Genomic DNA, 20058 nt, shown 5'->3' on the forward strand with positions numbered 1-20058 from the left:
CTCGCCGGCCCGCCGTCAGCGCGGAGCGTGGTGCTTCTGCTGCGCGGCGGTCAGGCCCTCTCCGACCAGCTGCTCGACGGCATCCGCAGCATCTGAGACGAGGATCGGCAGGTTCGGCCTCTCGTCCTTGCCGAAGGGTGAGAGCACCCAGTCCGCGGGGTCCTGCCGACCGACCGGACGACCGATCCCGACCCGCACCCGGGGGAAGTCCGGCGTCGTCAACGCCCGAGCGATGTCGCGAACGCCGTTGTGCCCCCCGTGCCCTCCGCCGATCTTGAGCTTGATCGTGTCGAACGGGATGTCGAGCTCGTCGTGAACGACGATGACCTGCTCCGGCGGCACCGAGTAGAAACGCGCGAGAGCGGCGGCCGGCGTGCCCGAGACGTTCATGAACGTGTTCGGCTTCGCCAGCACGAGCTTGTCCGCACCTGGGCGCAGCCAGGTCTCCACGACCCGTGCGCCTCCCTTGTGCTCGCGGAAGCTCTCGCCGCGACGGGCGGCGAGCTCATCGACCACCATCTGACCGATGTTGTGCCTGGTCGCCTCATAGCGCGGTCCGGGGTTGCCGAGCCCGATCACCAGCCAGGTCGATGCCATGTCCTCGTCCTCTCACGTACCGGGCGCGACGCCCGGTCAGGATACGACGGAGGGGACGCGATACGCTCGCGCCCCCTCCGTCGATGGTTCAGTCGGAGATCACTCCGCGGCGGCCTCCTCGGCCTCGCCCGCAGCATCCTCGTCCGTCGACTCGACGGCCGGGATCGAGATCGCGACGACGAGGACGTCGCCCTCGGTCACGAGAGTCGCGCCCTTGGGCAGCGTGACGTCGGCGGCCGTGATGTGCGTGCCGTCCTCGAGTCCCTCGACGGAGACCTCGACGTGCTCGGGGATGTGGGTCGCCTCGACCTCGAGCGACAGCGTGGTGGCGTCGAGGTTCGCGATGGTGCCGGCTGCGGACTCGCCGGTGACGACGACGGGAACGTCGATCGAGACCTTCTCGCCCTTCTTCACGACGAGCAGGTCGATGTGCTCGATGATCTGGTGCACGGGGTCCTTCTGGACGTCCTTGACCAGCGTGAGGTGCTCGGTGCCCTCGACGTCGAGCTCGAGCAGAGCGTTCGCGCGACGGATGATCAGCGAGACCTGGTGACCAGGCAGCGCGACGTGCACGGGGTCGGTGCCGTGACCGTAGATGACGGCGGGGATCTTGCCGGCGGCGCGGAGGCGGCGGGCGAAGCCCTTGCCGAAGTTGCTGCGCAGCTCGGCCTGGACCTTGTTGTCTTCAGACATGAGGTTCTCCTTCGGGACACGCAGCGGATGCGCTGCGCGGTGGTCTGGTTTTCGAGATTCGGACACAGACGCGTGAAAGAAGCCACCGGCTTGCTCCGCCGCGTCGATAACGGATGCCTGCGCACGCGCAGAAACATCCCTCGCCGAGGTACTCGGACTATCGTACCCGATCGACCCGATAGGCTGAACCCGACCTCTTCCGCCCTCGCAGCCCACGGAGAAAAACCCATGATCGACGGTGTCTTCCTCTCTCACGCGATCGCCTGGCTCATCGGCGGCATGACGCTCTGCGCTGCTGTCTTCACGCTCGGCGCGCTGTTCTCGCTCGGTCGCTCGGGCTACCGCAAGGACTGATCCCGCGCACTCCGCGAGGAGACGCGCCTGTTCACACCAGCCGCGTGGGCTCAGAGCAGCGGCGTGACGAGCTCCACCCCTGCGACGCGGATGGTCACCGTGTGACCAGGGCCGGTGGGTGCCTGAGAGTGCGGCGCACCGGTCATGATCAGGTCTCCGGGCCCGAGCGGCCCCCATGAGGCCACGTACGCGAGACACTGCCTGATCGTCATCGGCAGCTCATGGCTGCTCGTGCGCACCACCGTCTCGCCGTCGACGTCCACGGTGAGAGCCACATCATCGATCCCGGCATCCGTGTCGATCCACGACGCGAGCGGGGTGTATCCGATACCCGACTTCGATTCGAAGTTGCGAGGGTCGTGTTCCGCGCGATCGGGACTGGACAGATCGTTCACGGCGGTGACGCCGAGCACGTACTCGTGCGCGTTGTCGACGGTGAGACCCGCGGTGTCCTTGCCGATGACGACGCAGATCTCACCCTCGGCCACGGTCTGGCCCGCGTCACGCTTGAGCACGACCTCGGTGCCGCCGGCGACGACGGTGCGCGGACTCTTCAGCCACGCCTGAACGGGCGAGGGGGAATCGGGACCGTTCTGCGCGATGCCGAGGATCACGATCGGGTCGGATGCGGCGAGCAGCTCGCCCGCGACCCGCGGCCCTCTCACCGCGGGTACCCTCCCCTCTGCCAGCGCCGCGTACGGATCCTCGATGACCTCGAATGCCTCGTTCACCCAGCGCACGCCGTCGTTCGTGCGGAGGCGTCCGATCAGCATCCGTGCACCCTCGGGCTCGTCGGGACGACGGCGCCCGTCATCGCCCCACCGCCGTGATCGAGACGGTGGTGGCGAAGACGTCGTCTCCGCCCTCCGAGCGCGAGACCTTGATCGCGTCGTCGACGCGCGTGAGGTCGCGCCGCAGCGTCTCGGGAGCGAGGAACGTGCACGCGGTCGTGATCAGCGCGAGAGTGGCCATGTAGACCGCGAGCAGGATCCAGTTGCCACCGCTGACGGCGATGATGTACGCGCCGAGGACACCGGCGAGGCCGCCGGCCAGGACGGCCGAGATCTCGCGCGCCATCGCGACGCCGAGGTATCGGTGACGGTTGCCGAAGAGCTCGGGGAGCATGGCGCACTGCGGACCGAGCATGGTGTTGACCGCGACGCCGATGCCGATCGCGATGACGGCGATCGCGATGACGTGGTTCCCGAGGGAGAGCAGCCACCAGGCAGGGAAGGTGTAGACGAGCATGAAGACGGATCCGACCCGGTAGATCGTGCGACGCCCGAACCGATCGGACAGGTAGCCGCTGAAGGGCACCGAGAACACGCCGATCAGGGATCCGATCGTGACACCCCACGTCAGGAGGCTCTTGTCTGCGGCATCGCCCAGGACCGAGACGAAGAAGGCGAGGCTCAGCGTCTGGAACATGTACGAGCCGCCGTTCTCGGCCATGCGGAGGCCGACGCCGACGATGACGCCGGGCAGGCCGTGCGTGAAGATGTCGCGGATCGGACGCTCGGCGATCTGGTCGTGCTTCTCGAGCTCGACGAAGGTGGGGGTCTCACGTAGACGCATGCGGATGAACAGCGCGAGCAGGATCAGCACGAACGAGGCGAGGAACGGCACGCGCCATCCCCAGGAGAGCAACTGGTCGGAGGGCAGCAGCGCGATGATGCTGAACACCACTGCGGCGAGCAGTGTGCCCGCCTGGATGCCGATGAACGGCAGCGACGAGAAGAAGCCTCGGCGCTTGACGGGCGCGTACTCGGCCATGAGAACCGTGGCTCCGGCCTGCTCGGCACCTGCTCCGAAGCCCTGCAGCAGGCGCATGAGCACCAGCAGGACCGGCGCCCAGATCCCGATGGCCTCGTAGGTCGGCAGCAGACCGATGGCGGTGGACGCACCTCCCATGAGGAGGATCGTGACCACGAGCACCCACTTCCGGCCCAGCTTGTCACCGAGGACACCGAAGAAGAGTCCACCGAACGGGCGGGCGAGGAAACCGACGCCGAAGGTCGCGAAGGCGAGGACGGTCGCCATCCCGGGGTCGCCCTGCGGGAAGAACAGGACGTTGAAGATCAACGCGGTCGACAGGCCGTACAGCGCGAAGTCGAAGTACTCGAGGGCACTGCCCAAGCTGGAGGCGAGAGTCGCACGTCGCAGATTCGCGGCGTACTCCGGATCGTCGTTCACCGCAGGGGTGGTGAGGGGGGTATCGGACACTGCCATCTCCTTCGATCGGCTTCACAACGGTGCGATGGGGACGACTGTACCAGCGGGTTGAATTGAGTACAACTGTGTGAATTCGCGTGAGGGATGACGGATCCGACACCCGCGCTCGCCGACGGCACGCCGAATGGCCGCTCCGGAGGCGGCTGGATGGAAGCGGAGGTCAGCGGCGGGCGGCCGCGCTGAACGGGTTCGTCAGGGCGCGGGCAGCCTCCTGAAGGGCTGCCGCGACCCGCTCGATGCGCTCGAAGTCCGCCTCGATGGCGCGGATCGCCACCCCGAGGGAGAGGGGCGGATCCGCTGGCGCCCACCCCGGAAGCGGAACCGCGACGCCCACGATGCCGCGGAACGACTCCTCGGCATCCAGGGCCCATCCCCGCTTGCGGGTAGCGGCCAGTATCTCGAGAAGCCCGGCGAGCGTGGTCGTGCTGCGCTCGGTGAGCGCAGGGAACACCGCGTCCTCTCCGAGTCTTGCGACGACGTCGTCGTCGCTCATCGCAGCGAACAGAGCGCGCCCTGCGGCCGACAGCGCCGCGGGAAGACGGGATCCCAGCGGCGTGCCGAGCCGCAGGGACAGGGAACCCTCGTGGCGCGCCAGGTACAGCGCGTCGGCGCCGTCGAGCATTGCGACCTGCACCAGCTCCTGGCGCAGCACGTCGGACGAGTCGCACACGGAATAGAACTCCCGCACCTGGTTGAACTGCGCGGCGAATGCGCCGCCCAGTTCCGCCGTGCGGAGCCCGAGCCGGTATCCGTTGGCCGAGCGCTCGATCATCCCCGCCGCTTCCAGCGCCAGGCACAGGTTCGCAGTGGACGACTTGGCGAGACCGAGGCCGCCGGCCAGCTCGGTGAGCGTTCGAGGACCGCCGGCGTCGGCGAGGAGCCCGAGCAGACGGATGCTGCGCGTCACCGCGGGGGCGGGATCACGGGCTTCCTTGACGTCGTCCATGCCCCTCCTGTTCACCGGTCAGTAGAACTCGACCGTATCGACCACCGCTCGCAATGGCCTGCCATCGAGCAGGCGCGCCGCGTTCTCGGCGAACCTGCGAGCGATGCGCTCCTCCTCCTTCGAGTTGAGTGCGGCGGTGTGGGGGCTGACGAGGACTCGCGGATGCGACCACAGCGGCGACGAGGTGTCGAGAGGCTCGACCTCGAAGACATCGAGAGCGGCGAACGCGACGCGGCCGTCGTCGAGGGCTGGCAGGAGCGCCTCCTCATCGATGACGGTGCCGCGTCCGACACTGGCGAGGATGACACCGGGCCTGACCGCCCGGAAGACGTCGTCGCCGATCAGGTGGTGCGTCTGCTCGGTGCCCGGGAGCGTCACGACGATCGCGTCCACCTGCGCCACGGCCTGAACGAGGTCCTCGAGGGGGATCAGGCGGTCGATGCCCTCGACGGACCGCCCCGAACGGGTCGTGCCCCAGACCTGCGCTCCGAGCGCGTGGAATCTCCTGGCCACTTCCGCACCGATGCCGCCCAGGCCGACGACGAGCACCGTGAGCTCGTCCACCTGACGCATCTCCCAGCGCTCGGGCCACGCCCTTTCGCGCTGATCGCGCTGCAGTCGGGTGAGGTCTTTGGCACCGGCGATGACGCCGAAGACCGCGAACTCCGCGAGCGGTCCGCCGTGCACTCCCGCGCTCGTCGTGAAGAGGATGCGATCGAGAGCCTCGCGATCGAGTCCGGCCGCCTTGATCTGGGCGCCTCCGCCCGCCGCAGTCGTCATGACCCAGCGCAGCTTCGGGTTGGCGTCGACCGTGCGTGCCAGCGCGGCGGGATCGACGTCGGGGATGCCGAACAGGACGTCGGCGGAGTCCACGAGCTCGTCGAACGCGGCCTGCTGCTCGGGGGTGCGCACGAAGTCGGGATCTCCCGACCAGTCGGCGGGACCCCGCATCGGGCGCTCCAGCGTGTGATCGCGGACGACCTCGAGTCGGGGCTCCAGCTCCTCGATGAGCCGGCAGTGCTCCTCCTTCAGGGGAACCGCGACCACGGCGCGGACCCTCTCGACGACCTCGGCCATGTCGTTCCCCTCCTCGGGAGTCTCGTTCGATGCCCTCAGCCTAATTCACTTCCAGCTTGATGAACACTATTCACTCTGTTGGATTCTTGCTATCGTGACGGGATGAGCGCTCCCTCTGCCACCGTCGGCATCATCGGACTCGGCGCAATGGGCTACCCCGTTGCCGAACGGCTGCTCGCAGCCCATGGAACACTGCACATCCACGCTCGGCGCCCGCAGCCCGATCTCGTCGCCGCGGGAGCGACCTGGGCCGACTCCCCTCGGGCGCTGGCGGAGGCGGTCGACGTGCTCGTCACCTTCCTGCCGGACCTCCCCCAGCTCGAGGAGATCCTCGAAGGAGACGACGGCGTGCTGGCAGGAGCGGGCGACCTGCTCCTCCTCATCGGTTCCACATCGTCCGCCCCCGCGGTGCGTGAACTCGCAGAGCGCCTGCACATCCGCTCGGGCGGACGGGTGCGGGTGGTCGACTCCCCCGTCTCGGGAGGCGTGGACGGCGCGAGGGCCGGCCGCCTGTCGATCATGCTCGGCGGCGCCCCTGAGGACGCCGCCCGCGCGGCATCCGTCCTCGCGCCCTGCGGCACCCCCGTCCTGCTCGGCCCGCTCGGCGCCGGGGAGGTCGCCAAGGCGTGCAATCAGCTGGTCGTCTCGGCGACGATCCTCGCCCTCGGAGAGGCGACCGTGCTCGCCGACCGCAGCGGCCTCGATCTCGAGGCCCTCTGGAGCCTGCTCGGCGGCGGTTACGCAGGCTCCAACCTGCTCGAGAGCCGTCGCGAGAAACTCGTCACCGGCGACGACGAGCCCAGCGGGATGGCCCGTTACATGATCAAGGACCTGCGCTTCGCCGCGGACATCGCCGACGCCACCGGCACCGCGCCGGTGCTGCTGCCCACCCTGCGGGCGGCGTTCGACGAGATCGTCGACGCCGGGCTCGGCGACCGTGACATCTCCGTGTCCCGCCGCTTCGTGGCCTCGCGCGACGCCGACGCCCGGTGACACAGACGCCCGGCGGCACCTGGCGTCGCGATACCCTGAATCCATCCCTTCCTTCACGATCGAGGAGCCTTCTGTGCCCGAAGCATCAGCGAACATCGGAGTCGTCGGACTCGCCGTCATGGGGTCGAACCTCGCCCGCAACCTCGCCAGCCGCGAGGGCAACACGGTGGCGATCTTCAACCGCAGCTACGAGAAGACCCAGTCGGTCCTCGACGCTCACCCCGAGGCCGGCTTCATCCCGGCATCGACCTACCAGGAGTTCGCCGACTCGCTGCAGAAGCCGCGCACCGCGATCATCATGGTCAAGGCCGGTCGCCCGACGGACGCCGTGATCGACGCACTGGTCGAGGTCTTCGAGCCCGGCGACATCATCGTCGATGGCGGAAACGCGTACTTCCCCGACACGATCCGCCGCGAGAAGGCCGTCCGCGAGACCGGCATCAACTTCGTCGGCGCCGGCATCTCCGGTGGCGAGGAGGGCGCACTGCTCGGCCCGTCGATCATGCCCGGCGGCTCGGACGAGTCCTGGGTCACCCTGGGCCCGATCCTGAAGTCCATCGCCGCGGTCGCCGAGGGCGAGCCCTGCGTCACGCACGTCGGACACGACGGCGCCGGCCACTTCGTGAAGATGGTGCACAACGGCATCGAGTACGCCGACATGCAGCTGATCGCAGAGGCCTACGACCTCATCCGCCGCGGCACCGACAAGTCGCCGGCCGAGATCGCGGAGATCTTCGCCGAGTGGAACAAGGGCGAGCTCGAGAGCTACCTCATCGAGATCACCGCAGAGGTGCTGCGTCAGATCGATGCGACGACCGGCAAGCCGCTCGTCGACGTCATCGTCGACCAGGCCGGCGCCAAGGGCACCGGGGCATGGACCGTGCAGACCGCGCTCTCGCTGGGCGTCCCGGTCTCCGGCATCGCCGAGGCCACCTTCGCCCGTTCGCTCTCCTCGCACCCCGAGCAGCGCGAGGTCGCGGCATCCCTCCCCGGCCCCGGAGAGGCCTTCACGGTTGAAGACCCCGAGGCGTTCATCGAGGACGTCCGCCTCGCGCTCTACGCCTCGAAGATCGTCGCCTACTCGCAGGGCTTCGACGAGATCCGCGCCGGCGCGGCCGAGTACGACTGGAAGATCGACCTCGGCGCGATCTCGAAGATCTGGCGCGGCGGCTGCATCATCCGCGCCCAGTTCCTCAACCGCATCGCCGACGCCTACCAGGCCGAGCCCGGCCTGCCGGTGCTGCTCGCCGCTCCGTACTTCGCGGAGGCCATCACCCGCGCGCAGGCATCCTGGCGCCGCGTCGTCGTCTCGGCTGCGCAGGCCGGCATCCCCGCGCCCGCGTTCTCGTCGTCGCTGTCCTACTACGACGGCATCCGTGCCGACCGTCTGCCGGCCGCACTCGTACAGGGCCAGCGCGACTTCTTCGGCGCGCACACCTACAAGCGCATCGACAAGCCGGGCACCTTCCACACGCTGTGGTCGGGCGACCGCACCGAGATCGAGGCCGAGGACACGCACTGATCGCGACGTCCGCACGAAGGGGCTCCGGTGTTCGCACCGGGGCCCTTTCCCGTCGCCTGGTCAACTGAGGAAGGCGGGCATCCCTCTCCATGGCAGCGCCGGTGCACCACCGACGTCCACCTGGACCCCCAGCAGAGCGCCGTCCGCGTCAGTCGGCCGCGCCAGACCGATACTGGCAGTCGTGATCACGAGGAGCCTGTCGACGAGGGCGACGGCCGTCGGCCGCGTCGCGGGGAGTCGGATCGCCTCGACGAGCTCACCCTCCGGCGAGTAGCGGCGCACTTCGCCGGCATCCCAGACCGCGACCCACAGCATGCCCTCCAGGTCGATCGTCATGCCGTCAGGGTTTCCGCCGTCCACCCTGCACACCGTCCGACGGCCCGAGAGGCGTCCGTCGGGTGCGACATCGAACGCCTCGATGCTCCGGTGCGGAAGCGTGTCGATGTAGTACAGCGTCGCTCCGGTGGCATCGAAGGCGAGGCCGTTGGAGACCGTGACCCCGCTGAGCCTCTCCGTCGGCGCACCGCCCGCACTGATGCTCCACAAGGAGCAGTGCGAATCCCTCGGCATGGCCTGGCTGCCCACCCAGAACCGACCCGCAGGGTCGCAACCGCCGTCGTTCATGTAGTCCCCCGGTGCTGCGAGGCCGGTCACGATCGGTGAGACGGTGTCGTCGTCGCCGACGTGCACGATGCCGCGATCGACCGCGACCGCCCACCCGGCCCCGGCCTCGGCGAGTGGTGCGGGTGCGCCGATCCGCGCGCCCACCACGACGGAAGGACCCGGCACGATGCTGCCGCCGTCGAGCCGGCCTCGGTGGAACCGCCCTGTCGACATGTCGATCCATGCCAGGCACCCGTCGCGACCGTCCCAGCGCGGTGATTCGGCCTGGACGTATCGGGTGCCGGAGAGCACCTCGACAGTTCGTGAGCGAGAGGACGTCGTCATCGAGAGCTTCCTTCAGTGGTAGACATTAACCGTTATGTGGCAGACTAACTCACAATATGCATACCGCTTGCGAAAGATGTGACACTTCGATGAGGAAACAGGGAACAAGCCGATGACTCCGACACTCCACGGGCTGATGCCCATCCTGGCCACGCCGTTCGACGAGGCGGGCGCCCTCGATCGGGCCGGCCTCCGCCGCCTCGTCGAGTTCCAGCTCGCCTCCGGTGTCGACGGCGTCGCGGTGTTCGGCATGGCCAGCGAGGGATTCGCCCTCACGACCGACGAGCGCCGAACGATCCTCGACGACGTCGTCGGGATCGTGGGCGGACAGGTACCGGTCATCGCCGGCGTCAACGGCACGTCGACGGCGACCTCGATCGAACAGGCGCGCCTCGCGGAGGCCGGAGGCGCAGACGCACTCATGGTCCTGCCGCCGTTCATGGTGAAGCCTCCCGCAGCCACCCTCATCGACTTCTACGGTGATGTCGCCGCGTCCACCTCTCTGTCGGTCATGGTCCAGGACGCTCCCGGCGTCACCGGCGTGGCCATGTCTCCGGCCCTCATCGCGGAGCTGGCACACCTCGAGAACGTGGACTCCGTCAAGGTCGAGGCTCCACCGACCGCCCCCAAGGTCGGCGCCGTGGTCGACGCGATCGGCGACGCCGGATTCACGGTGCTCGGCGGACAGAACGCGCAGTTCTGCCTGGAGGAGTACGCGCGTGGCGCCGTCGGAACCATGCCCGCCTGCGAGTTCCCCGACCTGCTCGGTCCCGTGCTGGCGGATTTCGTCGCCGGGCGCGTCGACGAAGCACGGGCCGGCTTCCGTCGTATGCTCCCCCTCGTGCTGATCGGCCTGCAGGGCGGCATCGCCTGGGCGGTGCACAAAGAGATCCTCGTCGCGCGCGGCATCATCGAACACGCGACCGTGCGCTACCCCGCCGCGCGCCTCGACGCGGGAAGCCGGGCGGCTGTGGACCTCGTCGTCCACGAGCTCGGCCTTCCGACCCTGCCGCAGACGGTGCGCGTGTGACCGGCCGCGGAGTACTTCTCATCGGCGGCGGCTCCGACATCGGACTCGCGATCGCAGGTGCCTTCGCAACGCAGGGCGACCGGGTCGTCGGCGTCGGGCTGGAGCCGTCCGACCACCCGGCGTTCGAGAGGTTCCTGGTGGCGGACTGCGGCCGCCCGGATGCCGCGGAGGCGGCAGTCGCCGACGCCGCAGCGGTGCTCGGCTCGATCGACGTCGTGGTCCTCGCCGCTGCGCGCATGCCAGTGGGACGCGCGGATGCGACGAGCGATGAGGACTGGCGCGCGGCCATGGGGGCGACCCTCGACTCCGCGTTCTTCGTCACCAGGTCCGCGCTGCCGCTCCTCACGCGGGGCTCCTCCATCGTCGCCGTGACCTCGGTCAACGCGACCCTGGCCGCCCCCGCCCTGCCGGCGTACGCCGCCGCCAAGGCGGGCGTCGAGTCGCTGATGCGGCAACTCGCGCTCGACTACGGTCCCCAGGGGATTCGCGTCAACTCGGTGCAGCCGGGGAGCATCTCGGCCACGGACACGGGCGAGACGGAGGGCTACCCCCTCGGCCGGATCGGGCGTCCCGACGAGGTCGCATCGGTCGTGGCCTTCCTCGCGTCCGATGCCGCATCCTTCGTGACGGGGACGACGATCCCCGTCGACGGAGGCCTGTCGATGTCGTCTCCCGCTGCATGGTTGAAGCCTTCGCTGCGGGAGCGCTGGCTCTGACGCCCTCCGTCTGAAAGAACGCAGGAATGCCGCGCCGGATCTCTCCGGTGCGGCATTCCTGTGCGGACCCTGCTCAGGCGTTCGAGTCGAGCAGCCCCTGCACCTCCTTCTTGAGCGCGTTGAGGCCGGACTGCACATCCACTTGACCCGCGAGGATGGTCGCGACCCCGCCGCCGATCGCAGCGTCGATCTGAGCGGTCACCGCGACGCGGTCCCAGGCGGCCCCTCGCGCGTGCTCCGACACCTCGGTGCGGAAGGCGACCTGGAACTTGTCCGCGGCCAGAGCGGGGATCTGGTCGGCCACGGTCTTGGCCGCGGGTGCCACGGCGGAGCGCTCGTACAGGGCCGTCGCCGCTTCGACGTTCGTCGCCGCGTAGCTGATGAAGTCGCGGCTCGTGAGCTCGCCCTCTCCGGCGCTCGCGAACAGGCCGCTGCCCCACGCCCGGTTGAACGATGCCTTCCCTCCCGAGGTCGGCCGGGAGATGGCACCGATGTTGTCGATGATGTTCTGCGCGGCGCCGTTCGTCTTCACGAACGTCGAGGCGAGCGGCGCGTCATCGTAGAGAGCGGCGCGCCCGCTGGCGAAGAGGATACGCGCATCGCTGCGCGCGACGTTCGTCTGGGTGAGGCCATCGTCCTGCAGGGCCTTGTACCAGGTGATCGCCTCGACGCTCTCGGCGTCGCCGATGGTGCAGGTGAAGTCCTCGGTCACGACGTCGCTGCCGAAGCCCCACATCCAGTGCACGGCATCCTTCAGATCGGGGTTCTTCGTGACGGCGGCGTAAGGGATGAGCGACGAGTCCTGCGACTTGATCTTCTCCAGCGCTGTCGCGAACTTCTCGACCGTCATGCCGGAGGTGATGCCGACGCTCTTGGCGATCTCGCCGTTGGTGATGAGACCGATCCCGGCCGCGGTGAGGGGAAGCACGAGGAGCCTGCCGTCCATCGTGTAGGAATCCAGCACGCCCTGAGGGATGCCGAGCCCCTCCGCCAGCTCCGTCAGGTCGGCGAGCACGTTCATCGGCGTCAGCACCTGCCAGCCGCCGGACTGGCCGACACCGAGGAGCTTGCCTGAGCGCCCGGTGAGGGCGAGCTGCGTCGCCGCCTGGTCGTACGGGTAGACCACGGGAGCGACCGTCACTCCGGCCTTCTTCGAGAAGCCGTCGAGAATGCCCTGCCACGCGGGCTTCAGAGCTTCCTCGCCGAGCGAGTTGCCGTAGAAGTTGATGGTCTTCGCCTTGGTCGCGGCATTCTCCGCCGCACCCGGCGGGGCGGCGACCGGCGTCGCACAGCCGGCGAGCGAGAGAAGGCCGAAAGCGGCCAGCGCTGTGCTGCCGCCGAGGAAGGCGCGACGACTCAGCTGAGTCTGGGAGATGTTCATGTGCACTGCTCCTTCGTTGGAGGGTTCGGGTCTTTCGGGATCACGTCGCTACCCCTTGACGGCGCCGGCGGCGAGGCCGGAGACGAAGTAGCGCTGGAGCACGACGAAGATGATGACGAGCGGCAAGGACGTGATGAGGGACGCCGCCATGAGAGCAGGCCAGTCGGCCGTGCCCTCCCGGATGAAGGCCTGCGTGAGCCCGGCGGGGAGCGTCTGCTTGTCCGGGCCGGCGAGCGTGAGAGCGAACAGGAGATCGCTCCACCCCCGCATGAAGGCGAACATCGCCGCCGTGATGAGGCCGGGCACGACGAGGGGAAACACGATTCGGAACATCGTGCCCATCCGGGAGAGGCCATCGACCTTCGCCGCCTCGAGAATGTCGTCAGGAAGACTGTCCATGATCCCTTTGAGCAGGAACACCGTGAGCGGCAGCGTGAACGTGGTGAACGAGATGATGAGTGCCGCGTAGGTGTAGAGCAGACCGGCGGAGCTCAGCATCAGGTACAGCGAGATCAGCAGGAGCGCGCCGGGGATGAGCTGCCCGATGAGGAACATGAACATGATCGCGTTGCGTCCGCGGTAGCGGAACTTGGAGAGCGAGTAGGCCATGAGGCCGCCGACGAGGACGGCGAGCAGCGCCGTCCCGCTGGACACGATGATGCTGTTGCCGAGGTTCTTCAGGAGCATGTCGTTCTGGAAGAACCCGACGAAGTTCTCGATCGTCGGATTCACGGGGAAGAACGGCCTGTCCTGTGCGAAGACGTCCTCCTTCCTCGTGAAAGCCGTCGCCGTGAGCCAGTAAACGGGCAGGAGACCGAAGAGGGCGAGCAGCAGCAGGCCGATGCGCCCGGGAATGGACAGACGGGGGCGGATGATCGACTCTCCGATGTCGCGACTCGTACGCATCACTTCTCCAGACGTCGATTGAGGAGCAGGTAGCCGCTCGAGATGATCGCGAGGAGGACGAGCCATAGCGCGCCCATCGCAGAGGCCTTGCCGAGCTCGTAGCTGCCGAAGGCCAGGTGGTAGAGGCTGACGGCGAGGGTCGTGGTCGAGTCGCCGGGACCACCGCCGGTCATGACGAAGATCGTGTCGAAGTTGCCGAAGTTGTAGATGAACTCGAGCACCGCGACGAGGGCGACGGGGCCGGTGATGTGCGGGAGCGAGATGTAGCGGAACCGCTGAGCCCTCGTCGCTCCATCGATCGTCGCCGCCTCGATCTGCTCGCTCGGCAAGGTCTGCAGCACGGCGAGCGCGACGACCATGATCCAGGGGAAGGAGTGCCAGGTCTTCGCGATGATGACGGCGGCCATGGCACCGATCGGATTGCCGAGCATGCTGATCTCCGGCATCCCGAACACGGAGAGCACGTGGTTGACGACGCCGTAGCTGTCGTTGAAGATCCACGCCCAGAGGAACGACACGACGACGCCGGGAAGCAACCAGGGCAGCATCAGTGCGCCGCGCAGGATGTTGCGCCCACGCATTCGCGAATTGAGCAGCATGGCAAGGGCGACTCCGAGCACGAGCGGGAACACCGTCGCCAGGGACGCGAAGGTGAGCGTGGTTCCGAGTCGGGCCACGAACTCATCCCAGACCGCCGCATAGTTGCCGAGCCCGACGAAGGTGCGGTCGGGTCGCAGCAGCGACTGGTCGTAGAGGCTCGTCCCGATGCTCGACACGAGCGGGAAGATCGCGATCACGAGGAACAACAGGACCGCGGGAAGTGCGATCATGAAGCCGAACGTGCGATCCTTCGCGCCCAGCGTCGACCTGCGCCCGGAGCGCGGCTCGACCTTCTCACGACTCGCAAGTCGCTCGAGAGTGGCTTGTGGCATTGCGTTCACTTTCCGAGTAGGTGCGACCCCGTTCGGGGCCGGCACGCCGTTGTGACCATCGTCACCGGTGACGTTCGGCTAGTCAACCACAATGCGCATTCGAAATCCATAAAATGCATAAGACACCCACATTTGCTTGCCTGGCGTCGGGACTCTCATTAGGATGACTGGCAACGGAGTCGCAGATGCGGCGCCGACATGGAGGAGGACTCGAGATGGCATCGGAATCGGTGGGCGGCACCCAGACGGTCGAACGAGCGATGTCCCTGCTCGCCTGCTTCACCGAGGAGTCCGGCGAGCTCCGCGTCTCGGAACTCTGCACGATCACCGGCCTCGGGCAATCCACGGTGTCGCGGATGATGTCGGCTCTCGATCGCCTGGGATTCGTGGTCCAGGATGGTCGCACCGGCCTGTACCGGCTCGGCCCCGCCGCGGTGTCGCTCGGCACCATCGCCCTGAACGGCTCCCCGATCTTCCGCGCCTCCCGCCAGATCGCACAGAACCTCGCGCGCCGCATCGAGATCGGCGTGAACGTCGCCGAGCTCAGCGGCTTCACCTTCACATATCTCTGCAACTTCGAGGGCGCACTGGCACCCAAGTCCTTCGCGATGGCCGGGCGCACGGGCCCACTGCATGCGACGGGTCTCGGAAAAGCACTGCTCTCCGGGATGCCGGACCACGCCGTGGACGAGTACTTCGAGCGCTCCCCCCAGCGTTTCACCCCGCACACGATCGTCGACCGCGACGCGATGAGGATCGCACTCGACGAGACCCGCAGCCGCGGCTATGCGACCGAGATCGAAGAGCTCGCTTTCGGCCGTGCCTGCATCGCCGCACCGATCCGGGACCGCGCGGGCGAGATCGTCGCGGCGATCTCGGCGAGCGGGCCGCTGTCGGTGCTCGACCTGCACGCTCCACCTCAGGAGCTCTCTCTGCAGCTCATCGAAGCCGCCGACGAGATCTCCGTCGCTCTGGGTTACAGCCCGTCGCACTCCGCGACGGCGTTCGCCGCACTCTGACCCGCGGCGCGGTATCGACCGCGACGCCCGATTCTCTCGCCGAGGCGCCCGCCTCCGGCGTCCTCCCTCACGATCGTCTTCGGAGACCCCTGTGAAAATCTCGCGCGTGCAGACCTTCCCTCTCTTCCTCTCGAGGGAGGATGCCGATGACTCCTACGCGGGCGACACGGGCGTTGCGCATCGCGGCTATGTCGTCCGTCGGCCGTGGCGGAGCCTGTACTCCCCCGGCTACGAGACCCTCCTGGTGAAGATCGAGACCGACGACGGCCTGGTCGGCTGGGGGGAGGCACTCGCACCCGTCGCCCCCGAGGTCGCCGCGGCGATCGTCGACCGTCTGCTCACGCCGCTCATCATCGGTGAGGATCCTCGTTCGGTGCACACACTGTGGCATCGCATGACAGAGTCGATGCGCGAGCGCGGCCACCTCACCGGCCACCAGGCCGATGCCATGGCTGCCGTCGACATCGCCCTATGGGACCTCTGGGGACACGCGACCGGTCTCTCCGTCTCGGAGCTCGCCGGTGGGCGCTTCTCAGAGGTGCTTCCCACCTATGTCTCCGGCATCCGCGGATCGGATGATGCCGACAAAGCCGACAAGGCCTCTGCTCTGGTCGATGCCGGAGTGCGGCGCATCAAGTTGCATCTCGGCACCGACATCCGCACCGACCTCGCGACCTATGACGCGATCCGCGACGTGCACCCCGACCTGGAGGTCGCGCTCGACGCCCACTGGACCTATCGTCTAGGCGAGGCGAAGGCGCTCGGCCGAGAACTGGACGACCGCCGGGCCTGGTTCTTCGAGGCTCCGCTCGCCCCGGAGGACGTGGAGGGACACCGAGATCTCGCCGCTGCACTCGCCACACCCATCGCGGTCGGCGAGGCCATGCGCAGCCGATTCGAGTTCACCGACTGGCTCACCCGACGCGCGGTCGGCCTGACGCAGCCCGACATCGGCCGCACGGGCATCACAGAGGGACTCGCGATCGCGGGCATCTCCGATGCCTTCCACGCCCAGGTCGCACCGCACCACTCCGCAGCATTCGGCATCGCCATGGCTGCCGGCGTGCACGTCGCGGCTGCCTCGACGTCGTTGCTCGCCTTCGAGTACCAGCCCTTCACCCTTCCCGTGGCGAACCGCCTCCTGGCCGCGCCGCTGGAGGTCCGCCCGGACGGAGGGTTCGTGGTTCCGACGGGTCCGGGTCTCGGCGTGAGCGTGGACGAAGACGCCATCGCACGGTATGTGCGGCACTGACGTCGTGTCCGCACAGCGCGAAGCCGGGCAGTGAGCGCCGAGCACCCTGAGGAACTGACGGAGTATCCTCTCTCCTCGCTCCTCACCCCGTTGGACCCTCCCGTCCAGCCACCGGACTTCGATGCATTCTGGCAGTCGACGTTCGACGAGTTCGGCACCGGTTCCGTCCCCTGGCGCACGCAGGCAGAGCTTCCGTCGACGCCTGCCCACCGGGCGCTCGAGATCCGGTTCTCCTCCTCGGCAGGGGAGGACGCCGCGGCCTACGTCATGATTCCGCATTCGAGGGCGGCCATTCGCCGAGGACTCGTCCTCGGTCACGGCTACGGGGGCCGCACCGGGCCCGACCACGATCGCGTCCCGTCGGACACCGCCGCGATCTTTCCCTGCGCGCCGGGCACGCACCGGGGCGCATCCAGCAGATTCCCTTCGGAGCCCTCGGACCATGTGCTGGCGGGCATCGCGCATCGGGAGACCTACTCGCATCGCTTCGCGGCCGCGGACATCTGGCGGGCGGTGACGGTACTGCTGGACATCGCCCCCGAGTCGGAAGGTGCTCTCGATTTCAGTGGGAGCAGCTTCGGCGCGGGTATCGGCGCATTGGCGATCCCCTGGGATCCCCGGTTCCGCAGGGCGAGCCTGGACGTGCCGAGCTTCGGCCATCACGCCATCCGCCTGACCAGACGGTGCACAGGAAGCGGTGAGGCGGTCCGTCAGCATGTCAAGGCGCATCCCGACGTGCGACCGGTGCTCGACTGGTTCGACGCCGCCACCGCCGCCCGATGCCTTGCCCTTCCGGTACACATCGGAGCCGCACTGCTGGATCCCGCGGTCGATCCGCGCGGACAGTTCGCCGTCTACCACGCCCTCACCGGCCCGCGCCGCCTTCACGTCCGAGCGAACGGGCACCTGGGCGGCGCGACGGGCGCGGCATCCGATCGCATGGCCCTGCGCGCGGCGATGGACTTTCTCGCCCTGCCGGACGACCGACTGGAGAGCGAGGTCACAGAGAACACATAGGTGCTTCCATAGGAATCACATAGAAGACTCCGCAGAATGAAGTCATGAGCACCGTGCATCCCGAACTGCGCCGTCCAGACGGCTCGCCCCTCCGCATCCTCGCCGTCGACGACGAGCAGATGCTCACCGACCTGCTCGCGATGGCGCTGCGCATGGAGGGCTGGGAGGTCCGCACCGCCGGATCCGGCCTCGAAGCGCTGCAGGTCGCCCGCGAGTTCGAGCCCGACGCCCTCGTACTGGACATCATGATGCCGGATCTCGATGGAATGTCAGTGCTCAAGCGACTCCGCGAATCGGGCAGCCTGGTCCCTGTGCTGTTCCTCACCGCGAAGGATGCAGTCGGCGACCGCGTCGCCGGCCTCACCGCCGGCGGCGACGACTACGTCACCAAGCCGTTCAGCCTCGAGGAGGTGATCGCCCGTCTGCGTGCGATCATCCGCCGCACCGGACACGCGACGGCCGACGACGGGCAGTCGATCCTGCGCGTCGCGGACCTGTCTCTCAATGAGGACAGCCACGAGGTCGTGCGCGACGGCACCGAGATCGAGCTCACCGCCACCGAGTTCGAACTGCTGCGCTACCTGATGCGCAACGAGCGACGCGTGCTGTCGAAGGCGCAGATCCTCGACCGCGTCTGGAGTTACGACTTCGGCGGCAAGTCCTCCGTCGTCGAGCTGTACATCTCGTATCTGCGCAAGAAGATCGATGCCGGTCGCACTCCCCTGCTCCACACCGTCCGCGGTGTCGGCTACATGATCAAGGCGCCTCAGTGAGCACCACGAGGATGGCGCGACGTCCGGTCACGCTGCAGACCCGTTTGATGGGCGCGGTCATCGGGTTCGTGTCGCTCATCCTCGTGATCGTCGCGGTGATCACCTCTGCGACGCTGGGCCGCACTCTCGAGGACCAGCTCCAGCAGCGGTTGATGGAGTATGCCAAGCCGATCGCTGTGCAGTGGGTCGGCTTCACCCGACCGGATCTGGCAACGGCGGAGAACCTTCTCATGAACCAGAAGGGAATCGGCATCCCCGGGCTTCTCGTGGCACTGTCGAGTCCCGAAGCAGGCGTCAGCGGGGTCGTCTTCGATACGTCGCAGACCAGCATCGACGATGGAGGATCGAAGCTGAGTTTGAACTCGACACAACTCGCCCAGATCGATGAGTCCCTGGTCGACGCCGGCCAGGCGACGGTGACGATCGACGGCCTCGGCTCGTATCGCCTCGTCTCGATCACGACGCCGAACGGGGTCGATGTCATCACCGGGTTCCCCCGTACCGAGATCCAGAATCAGCTCACCCAGCTCCTCACGGTGATCGTGCTCGCCACCATCGGCGGGCTGATCCTGCTCGCCCTCACCACTGCGATCACGATCAGGGTGAGTCTGCGACCGCTCAGGGCGATCGCAGGAACCGCGATGCGAGTCGCGAACCAGCCCCTCGATCGGGGTGAAGTGGAGATCACCGAGCGCATCCCCGATGCGCAGGCGGATCCTCGCACCGAGACCGGTCTCGTCGGCGCCTCGCTGAACAAGCTGCTCGACCACGTGAACACGTCGCTCTCTGCGCGGCAGAAGAACGAGGAGCGGATGCGGCAGTTCGTCGCGGACGCGAGCCACGAGCTCCGCACCCCCCTCGCGTCGATCCGCGGGTACTCCGAGCTGTCACTGCGCGCGTTGAGCCAGCAGCAGGGACCGGCGGCCATCGAGGGCACGACCACCTCTCTCGAGCGAATCCAGGCCCAATCCCTCCGCATGACGCGACTCGTCGAGGATCTCCTCCTGCTCGCCCGTCTCGACGAGGGACGCGAACTCGTGTACGGCACGATCGACCTCGCGCAGCTCGCTCTGGAGAGCGTGTCGGATGCTCGTCCCACGGCGCCGGAACACGGCTGGGACATCGAGGTTCCCGATGAGCCCGTCGTGATCGTCGGAGACGCGGGACGCATGCACCAGGTCGTGACGAACCTGCTCGCGAACGCCCGAACGCACACGCCGGCCGGCACGCAGATCACGCTGAGCGTCGCCAAGGAAGGGTCGGATGCCGTACTTCGGGTGCACGACGACGGGCCAGGCATCGATCCCGCCGTGCGGGATGAGCTCTTCGCCCGCTTCGCACGCGGCGACAGCTCGCGCGCTCGTCAGACCGGAGGCACCGGGCTCGGCCTCGCGATCGCCAAGGCGATCGTGGAGGGCCATCACGGCCGCATCGAGGTCGCGAGCACGCCCGGAGACACGACCTTCACCGTCCGCATCCCGGTGAATCCGGCGGCACCTGCCCAGGACTGACACACGGCCGGACTGACCGGTGCCGGACTAGGTGTGATGTCCAGGGACGTTGTTGCGTGAATCGCGGTTGATCTGTCGATGAGTGAAGGCCTCCCGTTATGGAGTGGAGCTGTCTAGGAACCGCTTCTCACAACAGGAGGCCTTCGTGTCCCACGCTAA

Annotated in this window: 20 protein-coding genes; 10 read left to right on the top strand and 10 right to left on the bottom strand. The window is 67.9% G+C overall.

Annotated elements, in window-relative coordinates:
* Positions 1 to 15 precede the first annotated feature (15 nt).
* Together pth and ACI3KS_RS10405 are read right to left on the bottom strand one after the other, a co-directional pair.
* On the bottom strand, positions 16 to 597 hold the full coding sequence (gene pth, locus ACI3KS_RS10400; RefSeq protein WP_404917933.1) for an aminoacyl-tRNA hydrolase: 582 nt from the start codon (positions 595 to 597) through the stop codon (positions 16 to 18).
* Positions 598 to 696: 99 nt separating this feature from the next.
* A complete protein-coding gene (locus ACI3KS_RS10405) occupies positions 697 to 1290 on the bottom strand; it encodes a 50S ribosomal protein L25/general stress protein Ctc (RefSeq protein ID WP_404917935.1) in 594 nt (197 codons plus the stop codon).
* 228 nt (positions 1291 to 1518) lie between these two features.
* Between ACI3KS_RS10405 and ACI3KS_RS10410 the strand changes: the two genes are divergently transcribed.
* Complete coding sequence (locus ACI3KS_RS10410) at positions 1519 to 1644, top strand: hypothetical protein (RefSeq protein WP_404917937.1); 126 nt, start codon at positions 1519 to 1521, stop codon at positions 1642 to 1644.
* 50 nt (positions 1645 to 1694) lie between these two features.
* Here the strand turns inward: ACI3KS_RS10410 and ACI3KS_RS10415 are convergent, their stop codons facing one another.
* From ACI3KS_RS10415 to ACI3KS_RS10430, 4 genes are all read right to left on the bottom strand, one after another.
* Positions 1695 to 2417: a fumarylacetoacetate hydrolase family protein gene (locus ACI3KS_RS10415; protein WP_404917939.1), complete on the bottom strand. Its 723-nt coding sequence runs from the start codon at positions 2415 to 2417 to the stop codon at positions 1695 to 1697.
* A 37-nt stretch (positions 2418 to 2454) separates the two neighbouring features.
* Positions 2455 to 3873 (bottom strand): MFS transporter, encoded by a 1419-nt coding sequence (locus ACI3KS_RS10420; RefSeq protein WP_404917941.1) that lies wholly within the window; start codon positions 3871 to 3873, stop codon positions 2455 to 2457.
* 163 nt (positions 3874 to 4036) lie between these two features.
* Entirely contained in the window at positions 4037 to 4822 is a 786-nt protein-coding gene (locus ACI3KS_RS10425) for an IclR family transcriptional regulator (RefSeq protein WP_404917943.1), read from the bottom strand.
* An 18-nt stretch (positions 4823 to 4840) separates the two neighbouring features.
* On the bottom strand, positions 4841 to 5899 hold the full coding sequence (locus ACI3KS_RS10430) for a D-2-hydroxyacid dehydrogenase (protein ID WP_404917945.1): 1059 nt from the start codon (positions 5897 to 5899) through the stop codon (positions 4841 to 4843).
* 102 nt (positions 5900 to 6001) lie between these two features.
* Here ACI3KS_RS10430 and ACI3KS_RS10435 point away from each other — a divergent pair, with 102 nt between their 5' ends.
* Complete coding sequence (locus tag ACI3KS_RS10435) at positions 6002 to 6892, top strand: NAD(P)-dependent oxidoreductase (protein ID WP_404917947.1); 891 nt, start codon at positions 6002 to 6004, stop codon at positions 6890 to 6892.
* Positions 6893 to 6965: 73 nt separating this feature from the next.
* Positions 6966 to 8414, top strand: coding sequence for an NADP-dependent phosphogluconate dehydrogenase (gene gndA / locus ACI3KS_RS10440; RefSeq protein WP_404917949.1), 1449 nt, complete (start codon positions 6966 to 6968; stop codon positions 8412 to 8414).
* Between the two features lie 60 nt (positions 8415 to 8474).
* On the opposite strand, the gene ACI3KS_RS10445 is transcribed toward gndA, so the two are convergent.
* Positions 8475 to 9362, bottom strand: coding sequence for an SMP-30/gluconolactonase/LRE family protein (locus tag ACI3KS_RS10445; protein ID WP_404917951.1), 888 nt, complete (start codon positions 9360 to 9362; stop codon positions 8475 to 8477).
* Positions 9363 to 9474: 112 nt separating this feature from the next.
* On the opposite strand from ACI3KS_RS10445, the gene ACI3KS_RS10450 reads away from it, so the two are divergent.
* Together ACI3KS_RS10450 and ACI3KS_RS10455 are read left to right on the top strand one after the other, a co-directional pair.
* A complete protein-coding gene (locus ACI3KS_RS10450; protein WP_404917953.1) occupies positions 9475 to 10392 on the top strand; it encodes a dihydrodipicolinate synthase family protein in 918 nt (305 codons plus the stop codon).
* A complete protein-coding gene (locus ACI3KS_RS10455) occupies positions 10389 to 11108 on the top strand; it encodes an SDR family NAD(P)-dependent oxidoreductase (RefSeq protein WP_404917955.1) in 720 nt (239 codons plus the stop codon). Before ACI3KS_RS10450 ends, ACI3KS_RS10455 begins: the two co-directional genes overlap by 4 nt.
* Before the next feature lie 73 nt (positions 11109 to 11181).
* Here the strand turns inward: ACI3KS_RS10455 and ACI3KS_RS10460 are convergent, their stop codons facing one another.
* The 3 genes from ACI3KS_RS10460 to ACI3KS_RS10470 are packed head-to-tail and all read right to left on the bottom strand — an operon-like array spanning position 11182 to position 14327.
* Positions 11182 to 12489, bottom strand: coding sequence for an ABC transporter substrate-binding protein (locus ACI3KS_RS10460; protein ID WP_404917957.1), 1308 nt, complete (start codon positions 12487 to 12489; stop codon positions 11182 to 11184).
* A gap of 48 nt (positions 12490 to 12537) precedes the next feature.
* Entirely contained in the window at positions 12538 to 13395 is an 858-nt protein-coding gene (locus ACI3KS_RS10465; RefSeq protein WP_404917959.1) for a carbohydrate ABC transporter permease, read from the bottom strand.
* Positions 13395 to 14327: a carbohydrate ABC transporter permease gene (locus ACI3KS_RS10470; protein WP_404917961.1), complete on the bottom strand. Its 933-nt coding sequence runs from the start codon at positions 14325 to 14327 to the stop codon at positions 13395 to 13397. Before ACI3KS_RS10470 ends, ACI3KS_RS10465 begins: the two co-directional genes overlap by 1 nt.
* 215 nt (positions 14328 to 14542) lie before the next feature.
* On the opposite strand from ACI3KS_RS10470, the gene ACI3KS_RS10475 reads away from it, so the two are divergent.
* The 5 genes from ACI3KS_RS10475 (at position 14543) to ACI3KS_RS10495 (ending at position 19899) form a co-directional block, all read left to right on the top strand.
* Entirely contained in the window at positions 14543 to 15346 is an 804-nt protein-coding gene (locus ACI3KS_RS10475) for an IclR family transcriptional regulator (protein ID WP_404917963.1), read from the top strand.
* Between the two features lie 106 nt (positions 15347 to 15452).
* Positions 15453 to 16598: a mandelate racemase/muconate lactonizing enzyme family protein gene (locus tag ACI3KS_RS10480; protein WP_404917965.1), complete on the top strand. Its 1146-nt coding sequence runs from the start codon at positions 15453 to 15455 to the stop codon at positions 16596 to 16598.
* A 30-nt stretch (positions 16599 to 16628) separates the two neighbouring features.
* Positions 16629 to 17615 (top strand): acetylxylan esterase, encoded by a 987-nt coding sequence (locus tag ACI3KS_RS10485; protein WP_404917967.1) that lies wholly within the window; start codon positions 16629 to 16631, stop codon positions 17613 to 17615.
* A gap of 44 nt (positions 17616 to 17659) precedes the next feature.
* On the top strand, positions 17660 to 18388 hold the full coding sequence (locus ACI3KS_RS10490) for a response regulator transcription factor (RefSeq protein WP_404917969.1): 729 nt from the start codon (positions 17660 to 17662) through the stop codon (positions 18386 to 18388).
* Complete coding sequence (locus ACI3KS_RS10495) at positions 18385 to 19899, top strand: sensor histidine kinase (RefSeq protein ID WP_404917971.1); 1515 nt, start codon at positions 18385 to 18387, stop codon at positions 19897 to 19899. The genes ACI3KS_RS10490 and ACI3KS_RS10495 overlap by 4 nt, the downstream gene beginning before the upstream one ends.
* Positions 19900 to 20058: the final 159 nt, after the last annotated feature.

Origin of the sequence: Microbacterium sp. ZW T5_45 (assembly GCF_044987415.1) — a bacterium.
GTDB lineage: Bacteria > Actinomycetota > Actinomycetes > Actinomycetales > Microbacteriaceae > Microbacterium.

What these genes read in the sequence shown, in the direction of transcription:
- pth (WP_404917933.1), bottom strand. Translation starts at nt 597, where the DNA reads ATGGCATCGACCTGGCTGGTGATCGGGCTCGGCAACCCCGGACCGCGC.
- ACI3KS_RS10405 (WP_404917935.1), bottom strand. Translation starts at nt 1,290, where the DNA reads ATGTCTGAAGACAACAAGGTCCAGGCCGAGCTGCGCAGCAACTTCGGC.
- ACI3KS_RS10410 (WP_404917937.1), top strand. Translation starts at nt 1,519, where the DNA reads ATGATCGACGGTGTCTTCCTCTCTCACGCGATCGCCTGGCTCATCGGC.
- ACI3KS_RS10415 (WP_404917939.1), bottom strand. Translation starts at nt 2,417, where the DNA reads ATGCTGATCGGACGCCTCCGCACGAACGACGGCGTGCGCTGGGTGAAC.
- ACI3KS_RS10420 (WP_404917941.1), bottom strand. Translation starts at nt 3,873, where the DNA reads ATGGCAGTGTCCGATACCCCCCTCACCACCCCTGCGGTGAACGACGAT.
- ACI3KS_RS10425 (WP_404917943.1), bottom strand. Translation starts at nt 4,822, where the DNA reads ATGGACGACGTCAAGGAAGCCCGTGATCCCGCCCCCGCGGTGACGCGC.
- ACI3KS_RS10430 (WP_404917945.1), bottom strand. Translation starts at nt 5,899, where the DNA reads ATGGCCGAGGTCGTCGAGAGGGTCCGCGCCGTGGTCGCGGTTCCCCTG.
- ACI3KS_RS10435 (WP_404917947.1), top strand. Translation starts at nt 6,002, where the DNA reads ATGAGCGCTCCCTCTGCCACCGTCGGCATCATCGGACTCGGCGCAATG.
- ACI3KS_RS10445 (WP_404917951.1), bottom strand. Translation starts at nt 9,362, where the DNA reads ATGACGACGTCCTCTCGCTCACGAACTGTCGAGGTGCTCTCCGGCACC.
- ACI3KS_RS10450 (WP_404917953.1), top strand. Translation starts at nt 9,475, where the DNA reads ATGACTCCGACACTCCACGGGCTGATGCCCATCCTGGCCACGCCGTTC.
- ACI3KS_RS10460 (WP_404917957.1), bottom strand. Translation starts at nt 12,489, where the DNA reads ATGAACATCTCCCAGACTCAGCTGAGTCGTCGCGCCTTCCTCGGCGGC.
- ACI3KS_RS10465 (WP_404917959.1), bottom strand. Translation starts at nt 13,395, where the DNA reads ATGCGTACGAGTCGCGACATCGGAGAGTCGATCATCCGCCCCCGTCTG.
- ACI3KS_RS10470 (WP_404917961.1), bottom strand. Translation starts at nt 14,327, where the DNA reads ATGCCACAAGCCACTCTCGAGCGACTTGCGAGTCGTGAGAAGGTCGAG.
- ACI3KS_RS10475 (WP_404917963.1), top strand. Translation starts at nt 14,543, where the DNA reads ATGGCATCGGAATCGGTGGGCGGCACCCAGACGGTCGAACGAGCGATG.
- ACI3KS_RS10490 (WP_404917969.1), top strand. Translation starts at nt 17,660, where the DNA reads ATGAGCACCGTGCATCCCGAACTGCGCCGTCCAGACGGCTCGCCCCTC.